15 protein-coding genes are annotated in these 20,848 nt (G+C 67.2%); 5 read left to right on the forward strand and 10 right to left on the reverse strand.

Translation table 11 applies throughout. The annotated features are described in order from the left end of the window. Positions 1-202: 202 nt before the first annotated feature. The 7 genes from IEW15_RS10210 to IEW15_RS10240 form a co-directional block, all read right to left on the reverse strand. Positions 203-1,879: a glycosyl hydrolase family 28-related protein gene (locus IEW15_RS10210; protein WP_188577465.1), complete on the reverse strand. Its 1,677-nt coding sequence runs from the start codon at positions 1,877-1,879 to the stop codon at positions 203-205. Between the two features lie 154 nt (positions 1,880-2,033). Then, entirely contained in the window at positions 2,034-3,791 is a 1,758-nt protein-coding gene (locus IEW15_RS10215) for a SulP family inorganic anion transporter (RefSeq protein ID WP_188577466.1), read from the reverse strand. A gap of 97 nt (positions 3,792-3,888) precedes the next feature. Further along, on the reverse strand, positions 3,889-4,089 hold the full coding sequence (locus tag IEW15_RS10220; RefSeq protein WP_188577542.1) for a YgaP family membrane protein: 201 nt from the start codon (positions 4,087-4,089) through the stop codon (positions 3,889-3,891). A gap of 81 nt (positions 4,090-4,170) precedes the next feature. Beyond that, positions 4,171-5,067, reverse strand: coding sequence for an MBL fold metallo-hydrolase (locus tag IEW15_RS10225; protein ID WP_229707985.1), 897 nt, complete (start codon positions 5,065-5,067; stop codon positions 4,171-4,173). Between the two features lie 52 nt (positions 5,068-5,119). Next, positions 5,120-5,566: a DUF6691 family protein gene (locus tag IEW15_RS10230; protein ID WP_188577469.1), complete on the reverse strand. Its 447-nt coding sequence runs from the start codon at positions 5,564-5,566 to the stop codon at positions 5,120-5,122. 75 nt (positions 5,567-5,641) lie between these two features. Beyond that, on the reverse strand, positions 5,642-6,079 hold the full coding sequence (locus IEW15_RS10235) for a YeeE/YedE family protein (RefSeq protein WP_188577471.1): 438 nt from the start codon (positions 6,077-6,079) through the stop codon (positions 5,642-5,644). 53 nt (positions 6,080-6,132) lie between these two features. Then, complete coding sequence (locus IEW15_RS10240; RefSeq protein WP_229707986.1) at positions 6,133-6,423, reverse strand: ArsR/SmtB family transcription factor; 291 nt, start codon at positions 6,421-6,423, stop codon at positions 6,133-6,135. A gap of 388 nt (positions 6,424-6,811) precedes the next feature. Between IEW15_RS10240 and IEW15_RS10245 the strand changes: the two genes are divergently transcribed. Together IEW15_RS10245 and IEW15_RS10250 are read left to right on the forward strand one after the other, a co-directional pair. Further along, positions 6,812-9,088 (forward strand): anthranilate synthase component I, encoded by a 2,277-nt coding sequence (locus tag IEW15_RS10245; protein WP_188577472.1) that lies wholly within the window; start codon positions 6,812-6,814, stop codon positions 9,086-9,088. Between the two features lie 76 nt (positions 9,089-9,164). After that, positions 9,165-10,256, forward strand: coding sequence for a zinc-binding metallopeptidase family protein (locus tag IEW15_RS10250; RefSeq protein ID WP_188577474.1), 1,092 nt, complete (start codon positions 9,165-9,167; stop codon positions 10,254-10,256). 70 nt (positions 10,257-10,326) lie between these two features. On the opposite strand, the gene IEW15_RS10255 is transcribed toward IEW15_RS10250, so the two are convergent. From IEW15_RS10255 to IEW15_RS10265, 3 genes are all read right to left on the reverse strand, one after another. Continuing rightward, positions 10,327-11,286, reverse strand: coding sequence for a GGDEF domain-containing protein (locus IEW15_RS10255; protein ID WP_188577476.1), 960 nt, complete (start codon positions 11,284-11,286; stop codon positions 10,327-10,329). A gap of 181 nt (positions 11,287-11,467) precedes the next feature. Continuing rightward, positions 11,468-12,406, reverse strand: coding sequence for a LysR family transcriptional regulator (locus tag IEW15_RS10260; RefSeq protein WP_229707987.1), 939 nt, complete (start codon positions 12,404-12,406; stop codon positions 11,468-11,470). A gap of 83 nt (positions 12,407-12,489) precedes the next feature. Continuing rightward, a complete protein-coding gene (locus IEW15_RS10265) occupies positions 12,490-14,517 on the reverse strand; it encodes an acetoacetate--CoA ligase (protein ID WP_188577478.1) in 2,028 nt (675 codons plus the stop codon). A gap of 279 nt (positions 14,518-14,796) precedes the next feature. On the opposite strand from IEW15_RS10265, the gene IEW15_RS10270 reads away from it, so the two are divergent. The 3 genes from IEW15_RS10270 to IEW15_RS10280 all read left to right on the forward strand — a co-directional run bounded on the left by IEW15_RS10270 (position 14,797) and on the right by IEW15_RS10280 (position 20,830). Beyond that, positions 14,797-15,651: a gamma-glutamylcyclotransferase gene (locus IEW15_RS10270; RefSeq protein ID WP_188577480.1), complete on the forward strand. Its 855-nt coding sequence runs from the start codon at positions 14,797-14,799 to the stop codon at positions 15,649-15,651. A gap of 28 nt (positions 15,652-15,679) precedes the next feature. Next, entirely contained in the window at positions 15,680-16,981 is a 1,302-nt protein-coding gene (locus IEW15_RS10275) for a sensor histidine kinase (protein ID WP_188577482.1), read from the forward strand. Between the two features lie 189 nt (positions 16,982-17,170). Then, entirely contained in the window at positions 17,171-20,830 is a 3,660-nt protein-coding gene (locus IEW15_RS10280) for a flagellar hook-length control protein FliK (protein ID WP_188577484.1), read from the forward strand. Positions 20,831-20,848: the final 18 nt, after the last annotated feature.

The raw sequence follows: 20,848 nt of genomic DNA on the forward strand, positions 1-20,848 counted from the left end.
CACCTTCCCGCGGCACCTCTGTGACAACAAGGCTACGCCCGTATGACTGAGCGGGTCCAATGATTCGTTTGGATGGCCATTGATCGAAAAAGCTGATCAGTCGGCGGAGGCTGCCTGGTATTCGGGCAGTGACAAGACTCGGTTCGGACGCACTGCCACACATGGCAGGGCGTCCGAGGTTGGGTTCATCGTGCAGGTCGGGTCACTGCGTATGAAGGTCGAATGCGACGTTGTAGAAGCGGGTGCCCGGAAATGTGATGGTCATCATGGCTGGTTCCACGGTCATTTCGACGGGATCGACGACGGTGAGCGCTGCCGCGGTGACGTTGTCGCCGATGACATTGTCGATCACGGCGGTGAGCGTCGTGGCGGTGCCCGACGACCGGGCGAAGGTGACCTCCGCATAGGATGGCGTGCTGTTCCAGGAGTTGGTCCAGACCTTGATCCGGCCGCCGATCGCGGTACCGATCGGCACATCGACCGAGGTCGCCTGCGGCAGCCCTGTCGGCACACGCGGCGTGGAAATGCCGGGAGTCGCGACGGTCCCCAGACGAACCGGGCGCCCATATACCAGGGCATGTGCCAAGGTATCGGTGCCGCCGAACACGCCCGATCCGCCGGGGTAATCGGTGGCAAAGCCGCCGAAGCCGCCGCCCGAGCCGGCCTCGCCCGCATTGGCGAAGATGGTAATGTTCGACGTGACGCCCGGCGTGCCGTCCATGTTGTAGATATAGGCAGGCGACAGCGCACCGCTTGGCGGGTTGCCGTCGTCGCGACCGGCGCGATAGCGGTTGCCGGTGATCGCACAGTCCCGCTGATAGCGGATCTTGATGTGGCAGCTGTCGGCAACGGTCGGCGGCGCCAGATAGGACGTATGACCGGGCACCGACCACGACCACCGCCCCATGGTTCCGTCACCGCCCGCACCGTTGCGCGAGAAGTAGTTGCCACTCACGACATGGCCCCAGGCCCCGTTCAGATAGAGGCCGGCCCAGCCATTCCGGTCGAACAGGTTGGCGGTGACGGTGTACTCGCCGCCATTGGCCTGAATACCGTATGTCGCATTCCACTCGATGCGACAGCCGGTGATCATCCAGTAATTGGTGGTCAGCAATATGCCTGCCTCGTGGCAGAACATCGCACCACTGTTGGTGATCATGCCATCGAAGCCGGCGGTGGTGATGCCCCGGCGCGAGCGGAAGACGTGACAGCGCATCAGCTTGTTGGTGTTGCCCAGATGCAGGGCCGCATCAGCGAAGCCCATCGCCACCACGTCCGTGATCGTGTTGGCGCCGCCGCTGCGCAGGCCGATCGCGGTATTGCCCGTGCCGCTCGGATAAGTCGCCCGTTCATAGCTGACGGCGGCCAGATTGTGCGGCTGGATCTTCAGGTCGGAGATCGAGCAGGACAGGCCGGTCTCAAGAACCGCATCGCCGTTGGTATCACCATTGGTCTTGACGATGATCGTCCTGGCATTCGCATGCTCGAAGCCTCCCGACCCTTCGCCGGTCAGGGTCGTGGATGCCGGCACGATCAGCGTTGCGCTCACCGCATAATTGCACGCGGGAAGGTGGACCATGGCAAATCCGGCATCCAGAGCAGCCTGAATCGCCGCGGTGTCATCGGTGACGCCATCGCCGGCGGCGCCCCACCAGCGCACACTGACGGGCCCGGCGCTATCGACAATCCGCTGCCAGACACCGCCAGTCGCCACCGTGCTTGCGATCCACAGACCACCATCCTCGGCGGCGGTGGCCCCGGCTCGCCAGACAAACAGCCCGCCACCGCCATCACCAACCTCGTGATATCCCAGAACATCGGCCACCATATCGGGCGTGGTCACCGCCAGGGTCTTGAGTTCAAGAATAGTACCCGTCACTTGCAGAGCTCCTTATTCGTCTGTCATTGCGACCTCAGATCCATTTCATTAACCAGATCTGACATCTCGTGGCTTCACATTCAAAACCACACAGACGAAGCTATGGCTCTCCAAATACTTTCTCAATTGCGGGCATGCTGCAACTAGCGGCACATCAGGAAGCAGGCAACCGCATCGTCAGATCATCCGCCCCCGCCGTCACCACCGGATCCAGGGCCTGCATCGCCGCGTGCTGGCTGAGGAAGATGCGGCCGGTCAGCATGTCGAGGAAATGGCTGTGGCCGAGGCGGTCCATGACCGGGCCCTTCACTTCCGACAGATGGAAATCAATGCCGGCTTCGGCGAGGCGGCGGTTGATCGCCTCCAGGCTCTCCAGCGCCGACAGGTCGATCAGATTGACCGCCGGGCACATCAGCACGACATGGCGGAGCGCCGGACGGCAGGCGACCAGAGACGCGATCCGGTCTTCGAACGCCCGGGCATTGGCGAAATAGAGGCTCTCATCGATCCGCACCGACAGCACATGCGGCGAGGTCGCGACCGCGTGCCGGTCGACATTGCGGAAATGCTGGCTGCCGGGCACCTGGCCGACCACGGCCATATGCGGCCGGGCGCTGTGGCGCAGGAACAGCGCCAGCGACAGCGCCACGCCGGTCAGAATGCCGACCTCAACACCTGCCAGCAGCACCCCCAGAATGGTCGCCACCATCGCCAGACCATCGGCGCGCGCATAGGCCCAGGCGCGCAGCGGTGCCTTCAGATCGACCAGCGACAGCACCGCCACGATGATGGTCGCCGCCAGAACCGCTTGCGGCAGATCGCGGAACAAGGGTGTCAGGAACAGGGCGGCCGCGGCAATGCCGGCGGCCGTGAACACCCCCGCCATCGGGGTTTGGGCGCCGGCGTCGAAATTGACCACCGACCGCGCGAAGCCGCCGGTGACCGGATAACCGCCCGAAACGGCGGCGGCAATGTTGGCCGCACCCAGACCGACCAGCTCGGCGTCGGCCGAGATCCGTTGCCGGCGTTTCGCGGCAAGGGTCTGGGCGACCGACACGCTTTCGACGAAGCCGATCAGCGAGATCAGCGCCGCCGGCCCGGCCAGCGCCATCACCGCATCCAGGCCGAGTGGCGGCAGGGTCAGCGGCGGCAGACCGGCCGGCAGCACCCCCACCACCCGGACCCCCATCGCCGCGAGATCCAGCCGGTTGACGACCACAATCGACGCCAGGACAGCGACCGCCGGCGCCGCCTTGGCGGCGGCCTCCGCTGTGCGCGGCCCCAGGCCGGCGCGCCGGAACAGCGGCTTCAGTCCTTTGCGGCCCCAGCCCAGAAAGGCCAGAGCCGCGCCGCCAACCGCCAGGGTCGGCCAGTTGACACCTCGGGTGACCAGCCCGTCATAAAGGGATGTCAGAATTGCCGGCAGGGTGTCGCCACGCGCCGAAACACCCAGAAGATGCCCGGCCTGCCCGGCCGCGATCAGCAATCCGGATGCCGTGATGAAGCCGCCGATGACCGGATGGCTGAGAAAATTGGCGACGAAACCCAGCCGGAGCGCCGCCATCGCCAGCAGCATGACACCCGACAGCCCGGCCAGAAGCAGCGCCGCCGCCGCCGGATCGATCCCGGTGCGGACCGCGGCTTCAGCGGTCGCGGCGGCGGTCATCAGCGACACCACCGCCACCGGCCCGACCGCCAGGGTCCGGCTGCTGCCGAACGCCGCATAGGCGATCAGCGGCAGGATCGAGGCATAGAGCCCCGCCGCCGGCGGCAGCCCCGCCAGCATGGCATAGGCCAGGCTCTGCGGAACCAGCATGATGGTGACGATGATCGCCGCAAGGCCGTCGGCGCCGGCCGTCTGGCCATCATAGCGCCGCAACCAGTCGATCGCGGCCGGACGGAACATGGCCATGAGATGGCAGATCCTCGGGGACGGAAGCCGGCAGGTCGAAACCGCACATCCGGAATGGTGCCGGGCAGGCTGCGACGCGGCCTGCCCGGAAGACCGGTCAGCGTTGCCGCATCGGACAAGTGCGGACGCCGAGCAGCGTGTAAGCCGGGCACCAGCGCAGCAGGCCGGTCGCCAGCGGCACGATCCCGATCAGGCCATACCAGCGCCAGGACGGGTCACCCCAGACGACCACGGAGAGCAGGGCGAGCCCGGCCACAATGCGCAACACGCGGTCGAGACCGCCGACATTCGCCATCATCTCGTTCATCTTTCTACGACTGAAGATCTGCGTTGAGAGACCGGACCGAAGAGTTCTTGTCAGTGGACCATGCGTTGACGGTCAGAACAGATTGACCGGGATCTTGAGATAGGAGATCCCGTTATCTTCCGGCTCCGGCATCCGGCCGGCGCGCATGTTCACCTGCACCGAGGGCAGGATCAGCCGCGGCATGCCCAGCGTCGCATCGCGTGCCTGACGCATCGCCACGAAGTCATCCTCGCTGATGCCGTCACGGACATGGATGTTGCCCGCCCGCTCGGCCCCGACCGTGGTCTGCCAGACATAATCGCTGCGCCCCTCGGGCAGATAGTCGTGGCACATGAACAACCGGGTCGCGTCGGGCAGATCGAACAGCCGGCGGATCGAGCGATAGAGCTGCCGGGCATCACCCCCGGGGAAGTCGCAGCGCGCGGTGCCGTAATCGGGCATGAACAGCGTGTCGCCGACGAAGCCGGCATCGCCGATCAGATAGGTCATGCAGGCCGGGGTATGGCCGGGGGTGTGGATCGCCCGCGCCTGGATGCCCCCCACCGCAAACGCCTCGCCATCGGTGAACAGATGGTCGAACTGGCTGCCATCGCGGGCGAAATCGGAGCCGGCATTGAACGCCTTGCCGAACTCGGTCTGAACCGTGCGGATGCCATCCCCGATGCCGATCCGCCCGCCCAGCGCCGCCCGCACATAGGGTGCGGCCGACAGATGATCGGCATGAACATGTGTCTCCAGAATCCAGTCGACCGTCAGCCCCCGATCCCGGACCCGCCCGATCAGCGCATCCGCCGAGGTGGTCGCCGTCCGGCCCGCGGCCGGGTCGTAGTCCAGAACCGGATCGACCACGGCGGCATGACCCGACGCCGGATCGATCACGATATGCGACACGGTGTTGGTGACGGGGTCGAACAGGCTGTCGACCTGGGGTTGCAGGCTCGTTCCGGTCGAGGCGGGAATCATCGACATCACCTTGAAAATTCGGGAAAAGACGGGCCGGACCGCGTGGCGGGAGCGGCAATCAGCCGCTGCGGGCGATGCGGGCGCCGAGCTGGCGGCCACGGGCGATCATCCGCATCAGCACCATGCCGAACAGCATCGCCACCACGAAGGCCACCACCCCCGGCGCGCCCGACCCCAACGAGGCGACGGCCGGGCCCGGACAATAGCCGGCCAGCCCCCAGCCGATGCCGAACAGGGCGGCACCGCCGATCAGGCGACGGTCGATCTGCGTGGCCGTGGGCCACGAGAAACTGGCGGCAAGGACCGGCCGGCCGCGGCGGCGCACCAGCCGATAGCCCGAGAAGGTCACGATCACCGCCCCGCCCATGACGAAGGCCAGAGCCGGGTTCCAGGCGCCGGCGACATCCAGGAAACCCAGAACCACCGCCGGATCGGTCATGCCCGCCAGAGCGAGGCCGGCACCGAAGATCAGGCCGGATATCAACCCGGAGATGAGAGAGCGCATATCAGTCTCCTGCTATCGCCGCGCGGGCCAGCCGATGGATCAGGTTGGGCATCGGTTCAGATCAGATGCCGGAGTTCAGATCAGATGCCGGACGACGAAAACCGTTGCGGCACCGGTCGCCATGAAGGTGAGCGTGGCCGCCAGAGAGCGCAGCGACAGCCGCGACAGGCCGCAGACACCATGGCCGCTGGTGCAGCCCGATCCCAACACCGTGCCCATGCCAACCAGCAGCCCGGCCAGAATCAGCATCGGAGGCGACACCACCGGTGCCCCCACCGGATTGCCGCCGGTAACGGCCGCAACCACAACCGGCCCCAGCACCAGCCCGACCAGGAAGGCCACGCGCCAGCCGCGATCGCCCGCCCCGGCCGGTGCCGGCGGCAACAGCGCCGCCAGGATGCCGCTGATGCCCATGATCCGGCCCTGAAACAGCATCAGCCACACGGCGGCCAGACCGATCAGCGCGCCGCCGGCCAGCGCGATCAGCCAGATCTGGATCATGTCGGGTGTCATCGGCGCGGCTCCTTGGTGGACAGCCTCAATTGTTCAACGGCAGTGTTCGACGATCACGCAGGCGGGTCCGCGCAATAGGTCGCGTACAGGAACCCCAGCAGCGACGCCACATCCGGCCGGTCGAGGCGATACAGGATGCTCTGCGCCTCGCGCCGTGTGGCGACCAGCCCCTCCCGGCGGAGCAGGGCCAGTTGCTGCGACACCGCGGTTTCACGCATCGCCGTCAGCCGGGCGAGGTCGCCGACCGATCGTTCGCCTTCAACCAGATTGCACAGGATCAGCAGACGCTTCGGATGCGACAGCGTCTTCATCAGCAGGGCGACCCGCTCGGCGGTCTCTGTCATCGCTTCTATCTTCATACCTTCGAATATATGAAGATATGAAGAAAGTGCAAGCCCGGCGATGTCGCAGGGCTGTCGCATGCGCCTGTTGCCGCCGTCGGTACGGGGCTTGACGGGCAGATCGCGGCGCGCAATGCTGATGCCATGATCATGGTAACGCCTGCCGCAGCCCTGCGGCCCGCCAGCTTCAGCCGTCATTGGTGGCGCCCCGTCTGACCGGGGCCGCCCAGCACACACGTGATCATCCGAACCGATCGCGCGGCCGCCCCGGAGAGATACGGGCGCGGCCGTTCTGCCGTCTGGACCGGATCGGCCGGTCCGCCCGCCTCTCTCCGCCCGCCGTCGCCGTCAGCCATCGCCGATCCGGACCCTTGAGGAGAGACGCCAGACCATGCCCGCGACCATCCCGACCACCACCCCGGATCTGCACAGCTGGCGCACGGCCGGCGGCATCACCATCCGCCGCCATATCGAACCGCTGCCGCATGAAACCGCGACCGAGCCCCTGATCGACGCGCTGGACACCCGGCCCGGCGTGCTGCTGGCATCGTCCTATGATTATCCTGGCCGCTATGTCCGCTATGACATCGGCTTCACCGATCCGCCGCTGGTGTTCACCGCCCGCATGAGCGGCCTGAGTGGCGCCGAGGTGGACATGCGGGCGCTGAACGCGCGCGGACAGGTGCTGCTGCCGGCGATCACCCGGGCCCTTGCCGACCATCCGGACGTCACCGGCATTGTGGTCGACGACATCCAGGTGACCGCGCGGATCATGGACAGCCCGGCCGATTTTCCGGAAGAGGCCCGCAGCCGCCAGCCTTCGGCGTTCTCGGCGATCCGGGCGATCACCGCCCTGTTCGACAGCCGCGAGGATGGCCATCTGGGACTGTATGGCGCCTTCGGCTATGACATCGCCTTGGCATTCGAGCGGATCCCGCTGCACCAGAAGCGGATGTCGGATCATCGCGACATCGTGCTCTATCTGCCCGACCGGCTGATCTCGGTCGATCACGCCGCCCGCCGGGCATCGCTGATCAGCTATGAGTTCACCGTCGACGGCGTGATGACCGACGGCCTGCCCCGCACGGTGCCCGAGGATGCCCCCGCCCCACCCCCGGCCAATGCCGCCGCCGACGACATGGCACCGGGCGCCTATGCGGCACTGGTCGAACAGGCGCTGCCGGAATTCGCCGCCGGCAATCTGTTCGAGGTGGTGCCGGGGCGGGTGTTCCGACGGCCGGCGGCCACCGCGCCATCGGAACTGTTCCGCCGGCTGCGCCGCCGCAACCCGGCACCCTATGGTTTTCTGATCAATCTGGGCCGGTCGGAGCATCTGGTCGGTGCCAGCCCGGAAATGTATGTCCGGGTCACCGGCCGACGGATCGAGACCTGTCCGATTTCCGGCACCATCGCCCGCGGCCGTGATGCCATGGAAGATGCCGAACGCATCCGCACCCTGCTCGCCTCGGCCAAGGAAGAGGCCGAGCTGACCATGTGCACCGATGTCGACCGCAACGACAAGTCGCGGGTCTCGGTGCCCGGCAGCGTGCGGATCGTCGGCCGCCGCCAGATCGAGATGTATTCACGCCTGATCCATACGGTCGACCATGTCGAGGGCATGCTTGCCGAGGGCTATGACGCCATCGACGCTTTTCTCAGCCATTGCTGGGCGGTCACCGTGACCGGCGCGCCCAAGCGTGCGGCGATGAGCTGGATCGAGGCGCATGAGCACAGCCCGCGCGCCTGGTATGGCGGCGCCGTGGGCCGGATCGGCTTCAACGGCGACATGAACACCGGCCTGACCCTGCGCACGATCCGCATCAGGGGCGGTGTCGCCGAGGTTCGTGCCGGCGCCACCTTGCTGTTCGACAGCGAGCCCGCAGCCGAAGAGGCCGAAACGGTGCTGAAGGCATCGGCGATGGTCGATGTGCTGGAACGGCCCGACCAGGATCATCGGCCGGTGGTGCCGGCCTATCCCGGGCGCGGCCTGAAGATCCTGCTGATCGACCACGAAGACAGCTTCGTGCATACCCTGTCGGGCTATCTGCGCAGCACCGGCGCCGACACCGTCACCTATCGCAGCCCGGTCGATACCGATCTGCCCCGACGGATGAAGCCCGATCTGGCGGTGCTGTCGCCGGGGCCGCGCCGGCCGGCCGATTTCGCGATGAGCCGGACACTGGAGCTGCTGCTTCAGGCAGGCATTCCGGTGTTCGGCGTCTGCCTGGGCCTGCAGGGGATCGTGGAGTATTTCGGCGGCGAACTGGGCCGGCTGGCGGTGCCGATGCATGGCAAGCCCTCCCGGATCCGACGACTGATGCCCGACCTGCTGTTTGATGGCCTGCCCGACGACATCACCGTCGGCCGGTATCATTCGCTCTATGCGGCCCGCCTGCCCGCCTGCCTGGAAGCGACGGCCGTGGACGATACCGGCATCGTGATGGCCCTGCGCCACCGGACCCTGCCGATCCGCGCGGTGCAGTTCCACCCTGAAAGCCTGCTCAGCCTGCATGACGGCGCGGGGCCCGCGATGATTGCCAATCTGTGCCGCCTGTCGGGCTGGACAGGCGGCACGGCCGGGCATCCGCACAACCCAGGCGCGGGCCCCGGCGCCGCCATGATGACCGGGTCGGCACTGAACATGCATGTGCCGCACCGGATCGCTTGACGACGGGCTGTTGCACCCGCTCTGATGGGGGGCTTCCAAGATGGTCTGGATGTCCCCCGCTCCGATCGGCTCCCGAATGAAACTCTTCGCCTGCCAGAACTGCAGCCAGACGCTGTTCTTCGAAAACATCACCTGCGTGCGCTGCGGTCATTGGCTGGGCTACCTGCCGGACAGCACCACCATGACTTCCCTTGAAGACGAGGGCGACGGGCGGTGGCGTCCGCTGGCCGCCCCCGACCAGATGTTCCGCTTCTGCGCCAATGCCGCCCATGATGCCTGCAACTGGATGGTGCCGCTCAGCAGCCCGCATCCCTATTGCAAGGCCTGCCGGCTGAACCGCACCGTGCCCGATCTGTCCGTTCCGGCAAATGTCGAGGCGTGGCGGAAGCTTGAAGCGGCAAAACACCGGCTGGTTTACGGGCTGCTGCGGCTGGGGCTGCCGGTCGCGGCGAAGTGGGAAGATGCCGGCATCGGCCTCGCCTTCGATTTCCTGGCCGATGCCCCACATCACGGCCCCGAGGCGCCAAAGGTGATGACCGGTCATGCCGATGGCCTGATCACCATCAACGTCGCCGAGGCCGACGATGCCCAGCGCGAAAAGGTCAGGCGGACGATGGGCGAGCCCTATCGCACCCTTCTCGGCCATTTCCGGCACGAGATCGGCCATTTCTATTGGGATCGGCTGGTGCGGGACGGAACGGACAGCGACGGCGGCGACCGGCTCGGCACCTTCCGCGAGATGTTCGGCGACGAACGCGAGGATTATGGCGAGGCACTCGCCCGCAACTACAATGAAGGCCCGCCGACCGATTGGCAGACGACCTTTGTCAGCACCTATGCCGCCTCTCACCCCTGGGAGGATTTCGCCGAAACCTGGGCGCATTACCTGCACATCGTCGACACGCTGGAAACCGCGCATGTCCATGGCCTGCATCTGAAGCCGCGCAACATTCTGGACCCGACCGCCCCGGCCGATGTGGCCATCGATTTCGACGCCTATCGCCAGCGCGATTTCGACAGCCTGATCGACGCCTGGCTGCCGTTGACCTATGCGGTCAACAGCCTGAACCGAAGCATGGGCCAGCCCGACCTGTATCCCTTCGTTCTGGCACCGCGGGTGATCGACAAGCTGCGCTTCGTCCACGACCTGATCCGGCAGGCGGCCTGATCCGGCAGGCGGCCTGCCGGGTCATCTGGATGAGGGGCACCCGGCCGTCGACACCATGATGCATTCCGGTTCATTGCGGCCGCGCAGCACCGGCCGCGCTGGTCGACGGCTGATACACCGCCACCCGGTTGCGGCCCGCGGACTTGGCGGCATACAGCGCCTCGTCGGCCTGCGCGATCAGACTGTCGCGGTCGCGGCGCGATCCGTGGCCGGTGGGCAACAGGCTGGCCACGCCCAGGCTGACGGTCAGATGACCGGACGGTTCACCTTGATGGGGGATGGCCAGCGCCTCGACCGCGGCCCGGATCATTTCGGCGACATGTGCCGCCGCGGCCCCGGCCGTATCGGGCAGGATGGCCAGGAACTCCTCGCCGCCATAGCGGCACACCTCGTCCGCCCCCCGCCTGATGGCCGCGGCCGCGGCCTGGGCCACCTGCCTCAGGCACACATCGCCGGCCGGATGACCATACAGATCGTTGAACGACTTGAAGTGGTCGATGTCGAGCATCGCCACCGCCAGCGGCCGGCCGTCGCGGACGCTGCGCCGCACCTCGCGGGTCAGTGCCGCATCGAGATAACGCCGGCTCGGCACACCGGTCAGGTGATCTTCCCAGGCATAGGCCTTCAGCCGGCGGTTGGCCTCCGACAGCCGGCGCTCGGTCCGTTTCTGCAAGGTGATGTCGGTCAGCGTCGCCAGCAGCCCGATAAGCCCCCCCGCTTCGTCGCGCACGGCCCGGACCGAGACCTGATAGGTGACATCGTGTATCACGAGTTCATGGTCGGGAACCGGCAGGCCGGCATCGGTCAGCCACAGATTGCGCAACACATGACGACCGGCCTCGGCATGAATGTCACTGATCCGTTGGCCGAGCACGTCGTCGATCGACTTGCCCTCAATGTCTGCCGCCGCCTGGTTGGCCGCGGCGATGCGCCCTTCGGGATCGACGAACACCGCCGCCACGGGCAGTGCTTCGAACAGCGCCGCCAGTGAAAAATGCGTGCGGCGCCACGCGATATAGGGGCTGTTCATGATCAGGGCCCTCGGCAACATTGTGCGGGTCCATATGGCCGCGGCATGACCATGCCCGCCATTGACGATGTTTCATTCTGTCTTGAATAGATTGACGAAAGCTGAAGCGATCGCATCCATCAAGGACAGGCGGCCTGCCGGCAGCGCCGCCCTGTGGCTGAACCTGTGGCTGACACGCCGATCAGCGATCGGCATCCCCGGCCGCAATCTCGATCGCGGCCTCGGCGATGGCACGGGCCAGGGGCGTGTCGGCCTGGGCCTGATAAGACACGGTGAAGTCCATGCCCGGCAGCATCGCCACCGCATCGGTCTTCACCACATGCAGCGCGCCGGAGGCCAGTTCATCGCGCACGATGCGCGGCGGAATGGCGCTGATCCCGATGCCGTCCAGGGTCATCCGCACGATGGTTGCAAGCGAGCTGGAGCCATAGATCCGTGGCCGCCGACCCGGCAGACCGTTCATCAGCTCCTGGATCGCGATATAGGGCCGGCTGAGCCGCGGATAGGTGATGATCGGCCAGGTCGACAGGGTCTCGATCGACACCGCGGCACTCTGCGGCAGACCCAGCCGGGGGCTGGTCACCCAGGCCAGCGGATAGGAACACAGCGGCCGGTTCTGGATCGTCGGCTGGCTGACCGGCCCCAGCAGGAAGGCGATGTCCAGGCCGCGATTGACCAGCCCGTCACGCAGGTTCAGCGAGGTATCGACCTCAAGCTCCAGGGTCACCCCCGGAAACCGCTTGTGGATCCGCTCGATCAGCTTCGGCAGCCAGGTATGAACGATGGTCTCGGCCGCTCCCATCCGCACGGTGCCCCCCAGCACCGAGATATCGGCCACCGCCGACAGCATCGATGCCCTGAGGCCCAGCAGCCGCTCGGCATAATCCAGCAGCACCCGCCCCTTGGGAGTCAGAGCGACATTGCGGGCGCTGCGATCGAACAGCTGCACGCCCAATTCCAGCTCAAGCTTGGCGATGCGCGCCGAGATCGAGGGCTGGGCGGCATTCAGCTTGTCCGCCGCGGCACGGAAACTGCCGAGGCGGGCGATCCAGACAAAGCTCTCAAGGCTGCGGAAATCGACCATGACCGCCGAGTGTAGGGTGCCGGCGCCACGGCGCAAGCGACATCATGGCCGTGCGTCACGGCCGGCCGGCGCCGCATCATGCGGCGATCCGACCAGCCATGACACCGATGGGCGCCGCCTCAGGCGGCGGCCTCGTCCGCCTCGCGGATGCGGCGGCGGACCTCTTCGGCATAGTCGACGAAGAAGTCGAGGCTGTGCGGGTTGCGCATCGCGCCCGGATTGGCGGCCTTCTCGATCGCCATGCCCATCAGGATACGCCTGACCGGCACCTCGATCTTCTTGCCGGTCAGGGTGTAGGGTACTTCGGGAACCGCCACGATCACGTCCGGCACATGGCGCGGCGAGCAGGCCTCGCGGATCTCGCGGCGGATGCGGTCGCGCAGGGCATCGTCCAGAACCGCGCCATCCTTCAGCGCCACGAACAGCGGCATGAAGAACCGGCCATGGGGCAGATCCAGATTGATGATCAGGCTGTCCCGCACCCCCGGCAGGGTATCGACCACCCGATAGACCTCGGCCGTGCCGATGCGGATGCCGTGGCGGTTCAGCGTGCTGTCAGACCGGCCATAGATCACCGCCGTGCCGCGCGGCGTGATCTTCAGGAAGTCGCCATGGCGCCACCAGCCGGGATACATCTCGAAATAGCTCTCGCGATAGCGGGTGCCCTCGGGATCGTTCCAGAACATGATCGGCATCGACGGCATCGGCTTGCGGATCACCAATTCGCCGACCGCGTCGATCATCTCGCGGCCCTCATCGTCCAGCGCGCCGACATCGCAGGCCAGGCAGCGGGCCTGCATCTCGCCGGCATTCACCGGCAGGATCGGCGCGCCGCCGACAAAGGCGGCACAGGTATCGGTGCCGCCGCTGATCGCGTTCAGCCACAGGTCGCGCTTCACCTTGTCATAGACGAAGGCATAGCCTTCCGGCGGCAGGGGAGAGCCGGTGGAGCCGATCGAGCGCAGTGCACTCAGATCGAACATCCGTCCCGGCTCCGAGCCGGATGCCGCCTGGGCGGTCAGCCATGCGGCCGAGGTGCCGAACACCTGAAGCTTCGTCTTCTCGGCCAGCCGCCACAGCGGATTCGGATCGGGCCAGAGCGGGTTGCCGTCGTAAACCACCAGCGTCGCCCCGACCAGCAAACCGGAAAGCTGGCTGTTCCACATGGTCCAGCCGGTGGTGGTGAACCACATGAAGCGGGTGCCGGGCTTGATATCGGCCGCGAGACCATGGCTCTTCACATGCTCCAGCACGATGCCGCCATGGCTGTGGACGATGCCCTTGGGCAGACCTGTGGTGCCACTGGAATACTGGATCCACAACGGATGCTCGAACGGCACCTCCTCGAAGTCCTGGGCCGCGGCCAGCGCCATCGCATCGGGGCCTTCGACCAGATCCGACCAGAGATGCGCGCCCTCCACCGGCAGGCTGTGATCCTGCGGGTTCAGATAGGGCAGGAAGACCAGATGCTCGGCATCGGGCAGGTCGTCGAAGATCTGCTTCACCACCGCGCGGCGGTCGAAGCGCTTGCCGCCATAGGCATAGCCATCGACCGCGAACACCACCTTCGGCTGGATCTGCCCGAAGCGATCGAGCACCGACCGGGTGCCGAAATCAGGCGAGCAGCTCGACCAGATCGCACCGACACCGGTGGCGGCAAGGCAGGCGATCGCGGCTTCCGGCGTGTTGGGCAGATAGGCGGCGACCCGGTCGCCCGGCTTCACGCCCATGGCGCGCAGATGGCCCATCAGCGCCCGGACCTTGACCTCAAATTCATCCCAGGTCAGCGCCGACAGCGGCCGGATCTCGGACTGATGGAAGATCGCCACCTCGCCCGGCCGTGCCTGATCGAAGGCGACGCGGGCATAATTGATCCGCGCGCCGGGAAACCAGCGGGCACCCGGCATCTCCTCGCTGACCAGCGGCGTTTCGGCGGGGCTTGAAAACCGGATGCCGAAATAATCGGCCAATGCCTGCCAGAATGTCCCGACGGCATCGACCGACCAGCGGCGGAGGCTTTCGTAATCCGAAACCTCGACGCCGCGCTCGCGCCCCAGCCAGCGCATGAAATCGGTGATGCGCGCGGCCTCGATATCCTCGGCCGAAGGACGCCAGAGTTCGGCCCCCTCTTCGATACGCATGGGCATGTGTTCCTCCTGGGTGGCCGTCTGTCGGGACACGCGTCCCCCTGCTCCGCAGCGGCCTTGTCATGATCAACTGTTAGCGTTAGCGGCACGATGACGCAAGGTTGTTGTACTATTCGTTTCCGGTTGCGATCAATCCGATGATCGGGTTCCGACGCGAGACACCCGCCCCCGCAGACGCTATACTGTAATGGTGCGGCCGGCGCCCCCCAAGAGCTTGTTGGCTGCGTGATCATCCCGGCTGCAGCGCGGCGCCGCGGCCCATGACCGATGAAGATCCGGATGACGCCACCAGATGACGGCACCGTGCTCGACGATGCGGCCGTGGCCGGGGCCGTGGAGCATCTGGCCCGCCCAGGCCCGCACGGCGTGACCCGCGAGATGCTTGAGGCGGATACCATCCGCCGCCGGTTCGCGACGCTCTATCCGCATGTCCGGGTGCTCGACGATGCGGCACTCGCCGCCTCGCTTGAGGAGACTTTGTCGATGGCGCCGGGCGGCGCCTTCCAGGGCGGCGCGCCCTGGTTGTTCGGCTATGGCTCGCTGATGTGGAACCCCTGCGTCGCCATTGCCGCCCGGCGACCGGCACGGCTCGTGGGCTATCATCGCCGGTTCTGCCTGTGGATGCCCTTCGGCCGCGGCACCCCCGAAGATCCGGGTCTGATGCTGGCGCTGGATCGCGGCGGATCGTGCAATGCCATGACGATGCAGCTGGATCCGGCCGATTGGCAGGCCGAGCTGGCGCTGATCTGGCGGCGGGAAATGCTGACGGCATCCTATGTGCCGCGCTGGGTGCAGACCCGCACCGCAGACGGAACGACACCGGCCCTGGCCTTCGTCATCAACCCGGCTCATGAACGGTATGCAGGCCGGCTTCCAAACATCGAAACCGCCCGGATCATCGCCCGGGCGCATGGCGAGCTGGGGTCGTCGGCCGATTATCTGCGGTCATGTGTCGCAGCACTGAACGACGCCGGGATCAGAGATCAGCGCATGACACGCCTGCTTCTGACGGTGAATTCACTGGCAGGGTCGCCGCCGCCGGCTATACGTGAGCCCGCTGTACCTGAGACCGGTATCGCGACACCGTCGACCGTGGCACTGGCGGCCTCGCTGCCGGAGCCACCCACCGGCTGACGGATACATCGTGTCACAGGAAAACATGATGCCCGATCTACCGTCCGACCGCCGCAAACGCGACGCACTCAGGCAGTACAGGGTCGTCGGATCGGAAACCGGACCGGCGCTTGACGGCCTGCTCGGGGCCACGGCTGAAACGCTGGACGGGGCGGACTGCCTGCTGGTCCTGTCCGACGACCGGGGACCACGGCCGCTAGCATTGACAACGATGGACACGGTAGTGACGGGCCGCCTGGAGGCGCTTGCGGCAGCGCTGCCACCGGTGGCCGACGGCGGATGCATACAGCTCGATCTGCCGCCCGCATCCAGCGACGAGGCTGCACACACGCCGGTTCTGGCAGCACCTCTGCTGACGGAAGACGGCATCACCATCGGCGTCCTGCTGGTCCGGGGCCACCGGCGCTGGAGCGCCCGCGACCGGCGCCGGATCGCCACCTCGGCCACGGCGGCACGGACCGTGATCGATCTTGGTCGCACGGCCGCCAATGCGCTTGAAGCCGTGGACCAGCTGGCGGCCCACGACGCCGAACTGACCCACCAGAGCAGTATTCTGGAACACCAGGCCGAAGAACTGGTGCGACTGGCCGAAGACAATTACGTCCAGTGCCTGTCGGCCGAAGGCGCGTTCCAACAGAAATCGCTGTTCCTGGCGACGATGACCCACGAGTTGCGCACGCCGCTGACCGCCATCATCGGCTTTGCCGAGGTCATGGAGCAGCAGATGCTGGGACCGGTCGGGAACGATACCTATCTAGGCTACCTCAACGCGATCCACGGCAGCGGCCGCCACCTGTTGTCGATCATCAACGATCTCCTCGACATGGCGAAGATCGAGGCCGGCAAATACGATGTGGCACCAGAGGCGATGGACGCGAACCCGGTGCTGTCACAGACCATCCGCGTGGTGGGCGGCCTCGCGATCGAAAAGCAGGTGCGGGTGATATGGGAACCGGTGCGGCCCTCGCCGCAGGTGATCGCCGATGATCGCGCCCTGAAACAGGTCATGCTGAACCTGCTGTCGAACGCCATCAAATATGCGACGGCAGGTGGCACGGTTCAGGTGAGCAATCATGTGGCGAGTGGCCGGTTCGTGGTTGCCATACGCGATGATGGGCCCGGGATTTCACCCGAAGATCTGCGCCGGCTGATGCGCCCCTATGAGCAGGCCCACAGCCAGGCCAGGACCGACACCGCGCCGCGGGGCACCGGGTTGGGCCTGACCATCAGCCGGCTGCTGGTCGAATTGCAGGGCGGCAGCCTGTCGCTGGACAGCCAGCCCGGCCAGGGAACCACTGCCCGCTTCGACCTGCCCCTGGCCGGCAGTTGAGCATCCCGATCACCCGGCACGATTTGCCGGGCTGGCAGATCCTGCCGGGTGCCAGGTCTTCCATCCGCTGGCGCCAAGGCCCAAGCATCAGTCTTTTCTCTTCTTAAATCAGTAGCCTGACACGTTCCATATCATTGGCATGGGACTTGCTGACCTGAAGGCGTCGCCCCCCGGTCGAAAGCTGCCTTCATGTCCGCTGTCGCGCCTGCCCTGATGACCGAACGCCTGCCCGGGCAGACACCCCGCGCGGGTGCCCCGTCCGACCTCGCGGGTGGATTCGCGGCTCTGTTGGCATCGAGCGTCGATATGGCGAGCGTGGCGCCCCTGATGGCCGGACGCCACAAACTGTCGGCCCCGACGACCGACAGCGGGCCAGCCCTGCAGGTGGTGCCCCCCGGCCAGCCTGTCGAGATGCCCGATCTGCCCATGGACTCGTCCGGCGCCGCCGCAGAAATGCCCGGCCGGCCCGCCGACATGAACGCCACCGGGGCGCCGGTCGACAAGCCGGTGGTCATGGCCATGTCGACGCCGGCCAAGGGCGACCGGTCTTCCGATGCACCCGCCATGCCGGCCCCACAGATCATGCAGGCCGCATCTCAGGCAACATCGTGGTCGGCTGTCGCAACTGCGACGACGCCGGTCGATGGCGCCGACATTACACCCGCTGTGGCCGCGACTGCGGTTGCAACCCCGGTGACCGCCGCGCCGATCGATGTTTCCCCCCTGTCTGTCGTTCCCCTGTCTGTCGGCCCTTTCTCCGTCACGTCTGGGATTGCCGCCCCCATCATCACGGCACCCGCCATTGCCGCCCCCGTCGCCATGGCCACAGCTCGCACGGCGCAGCCCGAGCTTGCTGCTGTCGACACCTCGGTCGTCGACGCCAGCATTGTCCATGATGCAAAGCCCGGCACCGGAACGGCATTGCTCTCCGGGGATGATGGCACACGGCCATCGGTGCTCCGGCCGCAGGCCGGTGCCACGAACGGGCCGATGACCGATGCAACCGCAGGCCGCTCCAACGACCGGCTGACGGAACGTCATGACATCGCGCCGGCAGCGCCACGCAGGGCAGACGGTGTCGCGGCCCAGGCTGGCACAGAACAGGCTGGCACGGAACAGCCGGAAGCGGCCCAGGCCGATACGGTGCATGCAGAACCGGTCTGGTTCACCACGTCCGCAGACGCCACGGCGGATCGACCGGCCACGGCGCCAGAGGCCACCGCACGCCCCGAGGATGGGCGCGCGGATGGGGTCGACGATGCACCGATACCGGGCCTGGATGCCGATATGGCTACCCACGCGGCCGCCGGGGCCTCGGTGGTGATCGACACCGCCAAGACCGCCATCGACAGCAGCCTGCCGGAAGCCCGCCAACCGGCTGAAGACCCGATGGCCAATACGGCCGCAGCCGCACCCGTGGTGCCGCCGGCGATGGCTGGCCTGGCCGAAACCGCCATCGCCTGGACCAACATCGCCTGGACGGGTATCGCGCGCAGCGTGGATACCGCCGCCCGCACGGTACAGGACCTGGGTGACCGGACCGGCCGCATGGTCGGGCGTCTGGTCGCCGGCGGCACGCCTGCCTTCGAAACCACGACCATGCTGTCCGACGGCGACGTGGCCTTTGCGCCCGATATCGACGCCGCCATGATCGCAACCGGCACAGACGCATTCAGGACAGCCGCTTCCGCTGCCAATCGGGCTCCGTCGCCCATGGGCACGGACAAGGGCATGGCGCCGGACAGCGCATCGATGCCCGAAAGCCCATTGGTGCCCGAAAGGGTCGTGATGCCGGAAAGGTCCGCGACATCCGAGACGGTCGCGGCGCCGACAACCGGCCCGGGCTCCGACATCGGGGCCTTGTCCGGCAGCGTGGCCAGCCGGGAGACGCGCGCCGGCGCACAGCCAGAGACGGCGACCGAAACCGCCATGCCGGTCACGACGCCAGACATGCAGATTGCCGCTTCACTGCTGGCCCCGCGCCCGCAGGCCGCCGCTGCGATCACGGTCCCCGCCGGTCGCCGTGCCGGCGTGGACCCCGCCTCGATTGCGGGCGATGGCATGACACCCGACAGCACCCGCCCGACAGCCGGCGCATCATCTGCCGACGGCGGCAGCACCGAACCCCGGCCAACCGACGACCAGCGGCAGGGCGCCGCACATGCCGGACCGGCACCCGCGCGCGCAGGCGCCGACGGTCGGGGCGCCGACAGCCTGGCTCCCGGCGGGGCGCCGACGGACCGGCCGACGGTGTCATCCCCTGCCGGGCCGGCCGGCCGCGCCGCACCGGGCGTCGACGCGGCCATCCCCGCGGCAGGTGGCATTCCAACCGTCGCCCCGGCCGCCGATCGTGGCGCCAGCCTGATGGCGGGTGGCGCAGCGGCGGCGACAGCCCCTGTGCTCGGGAAGGATGGCGTGCCCAGGCAGAATGTGCATGCGCGGTCGCAGGGTCCGAACGGGGCGCCGTCAGCGGCCCCCGCACAGGCACCGACCAGCGTGACGATGGCGGCCACAGGCATGGCAGCCAACGCCGATATCACGGCGTCCGCCAGCCGGCCTGCTCCGGCCGATGGCACCCGCCCGACCGGCAATGCCGCACCGACCCTCAACACTGGCCCGACCCTCAACACCGGCCCGACCGCCAACGCAGGCCCAGGCATCAACACAAGCCCGATGACGGCTGACGGCCCGGTGGACCTTGGCGGCCGGTTCCAGACGACTGGCCACTTCGACATCGCCAGCCCGGCCGACCCGGCAGGCGCGGTCGAAAATCCTGCCTCGACCGACAATGGCGACCGGATGGAGACCACCGGCAGGATCAATGGCTCGGCCGAAACCGTGCGACCGATGTCGGCGGGCCTCGCCGCCCTGTCGGCCATGACCGGCTTCGACGCCAGCATGGCGGCTGACACCGCGGCCTTGTCCGGCAATGCCGGGTCGGCCGTGGACGATGGCGTCATTGCCGATGGCGATGCCGCCGCCGGCAATCGTGGTCGAGTCGACACCGCCGCCGGTGACGCGCGGCCGGGTCATCGTGGCGACCGGGCGGGCACCACCGCGACGATGCCGGCAACCGACGGCACCGTATCTGCCGGGTCCGCGAACGATGGAACCGGCACGGCATTTGCATCGCCATTTGCGTCGACCTCATCGTCGATGCCATCGGCACCCGCCATCAACGCCACCACCTCCAACCCCGCAGCCGGCCTGCCGCAGACCGCGAGCCAGCCGGCTGGAACGGCCGCCATCCTTCAGCAGTCCCTGTCCGGCCAGCCCCGGCCTGCCGCCCAGGTCACCGCCCATATGGATGCGGCACGGACCCGGATGGCCTCGGCCGGCGGTGAAACGCATTTCGTGATGACCCTGATGCCGGCTGAACTGGGCCGTGTCCGGGTGGAGATGACAATCGACGCGCAGGGCCGGCTGAATGCCCGGTTCTCGGCAGAAAATGCCGGGGCGATAGAGGCACTTACTGCCGACCGGGCAGAATTGGAGCGCAGCCTGTCGAAGGCGGGGTTCAAGATCGAGACCGGAGCACTGCGCTATGACGTCGACCGCTCGCTCGCCCAGGGCTTCAACCAGGCTCAGGGCACCAGTCAGGGGTCGTCGGCACAGATCGCCGGTGGCCAGCCCGGCTTCGGCCAGGACACCGGACAGAACCAGCAGCAACAGGCTTTCGCGGGCCTGGCCGGTGACGGCAACCGCCGCGGCAACGACAACGGCCAAGCCCGGCGCGGCCGCGACATGACCAACGATCGTGACCTGACGGGTCAGATCGACGCCCGCATCGACAGTGCGGCCGCAGATCAGCGTCCTGGCGACAGCCGGCGCGTCGACATGCGGATCTGAGGCTCAGGGAGTTCGAGG

Origin of the sequence: Tistrella bauzanensis (genome assembly GCF_014636235.1) — a bacterium.
GTDB classification, from domain to species: Bacteria; Pseudomonadota; Alphaproteobacteria; order Tistrellales; family Tistrellaceae; genus Tistrella; species Tistrella bauzanensis.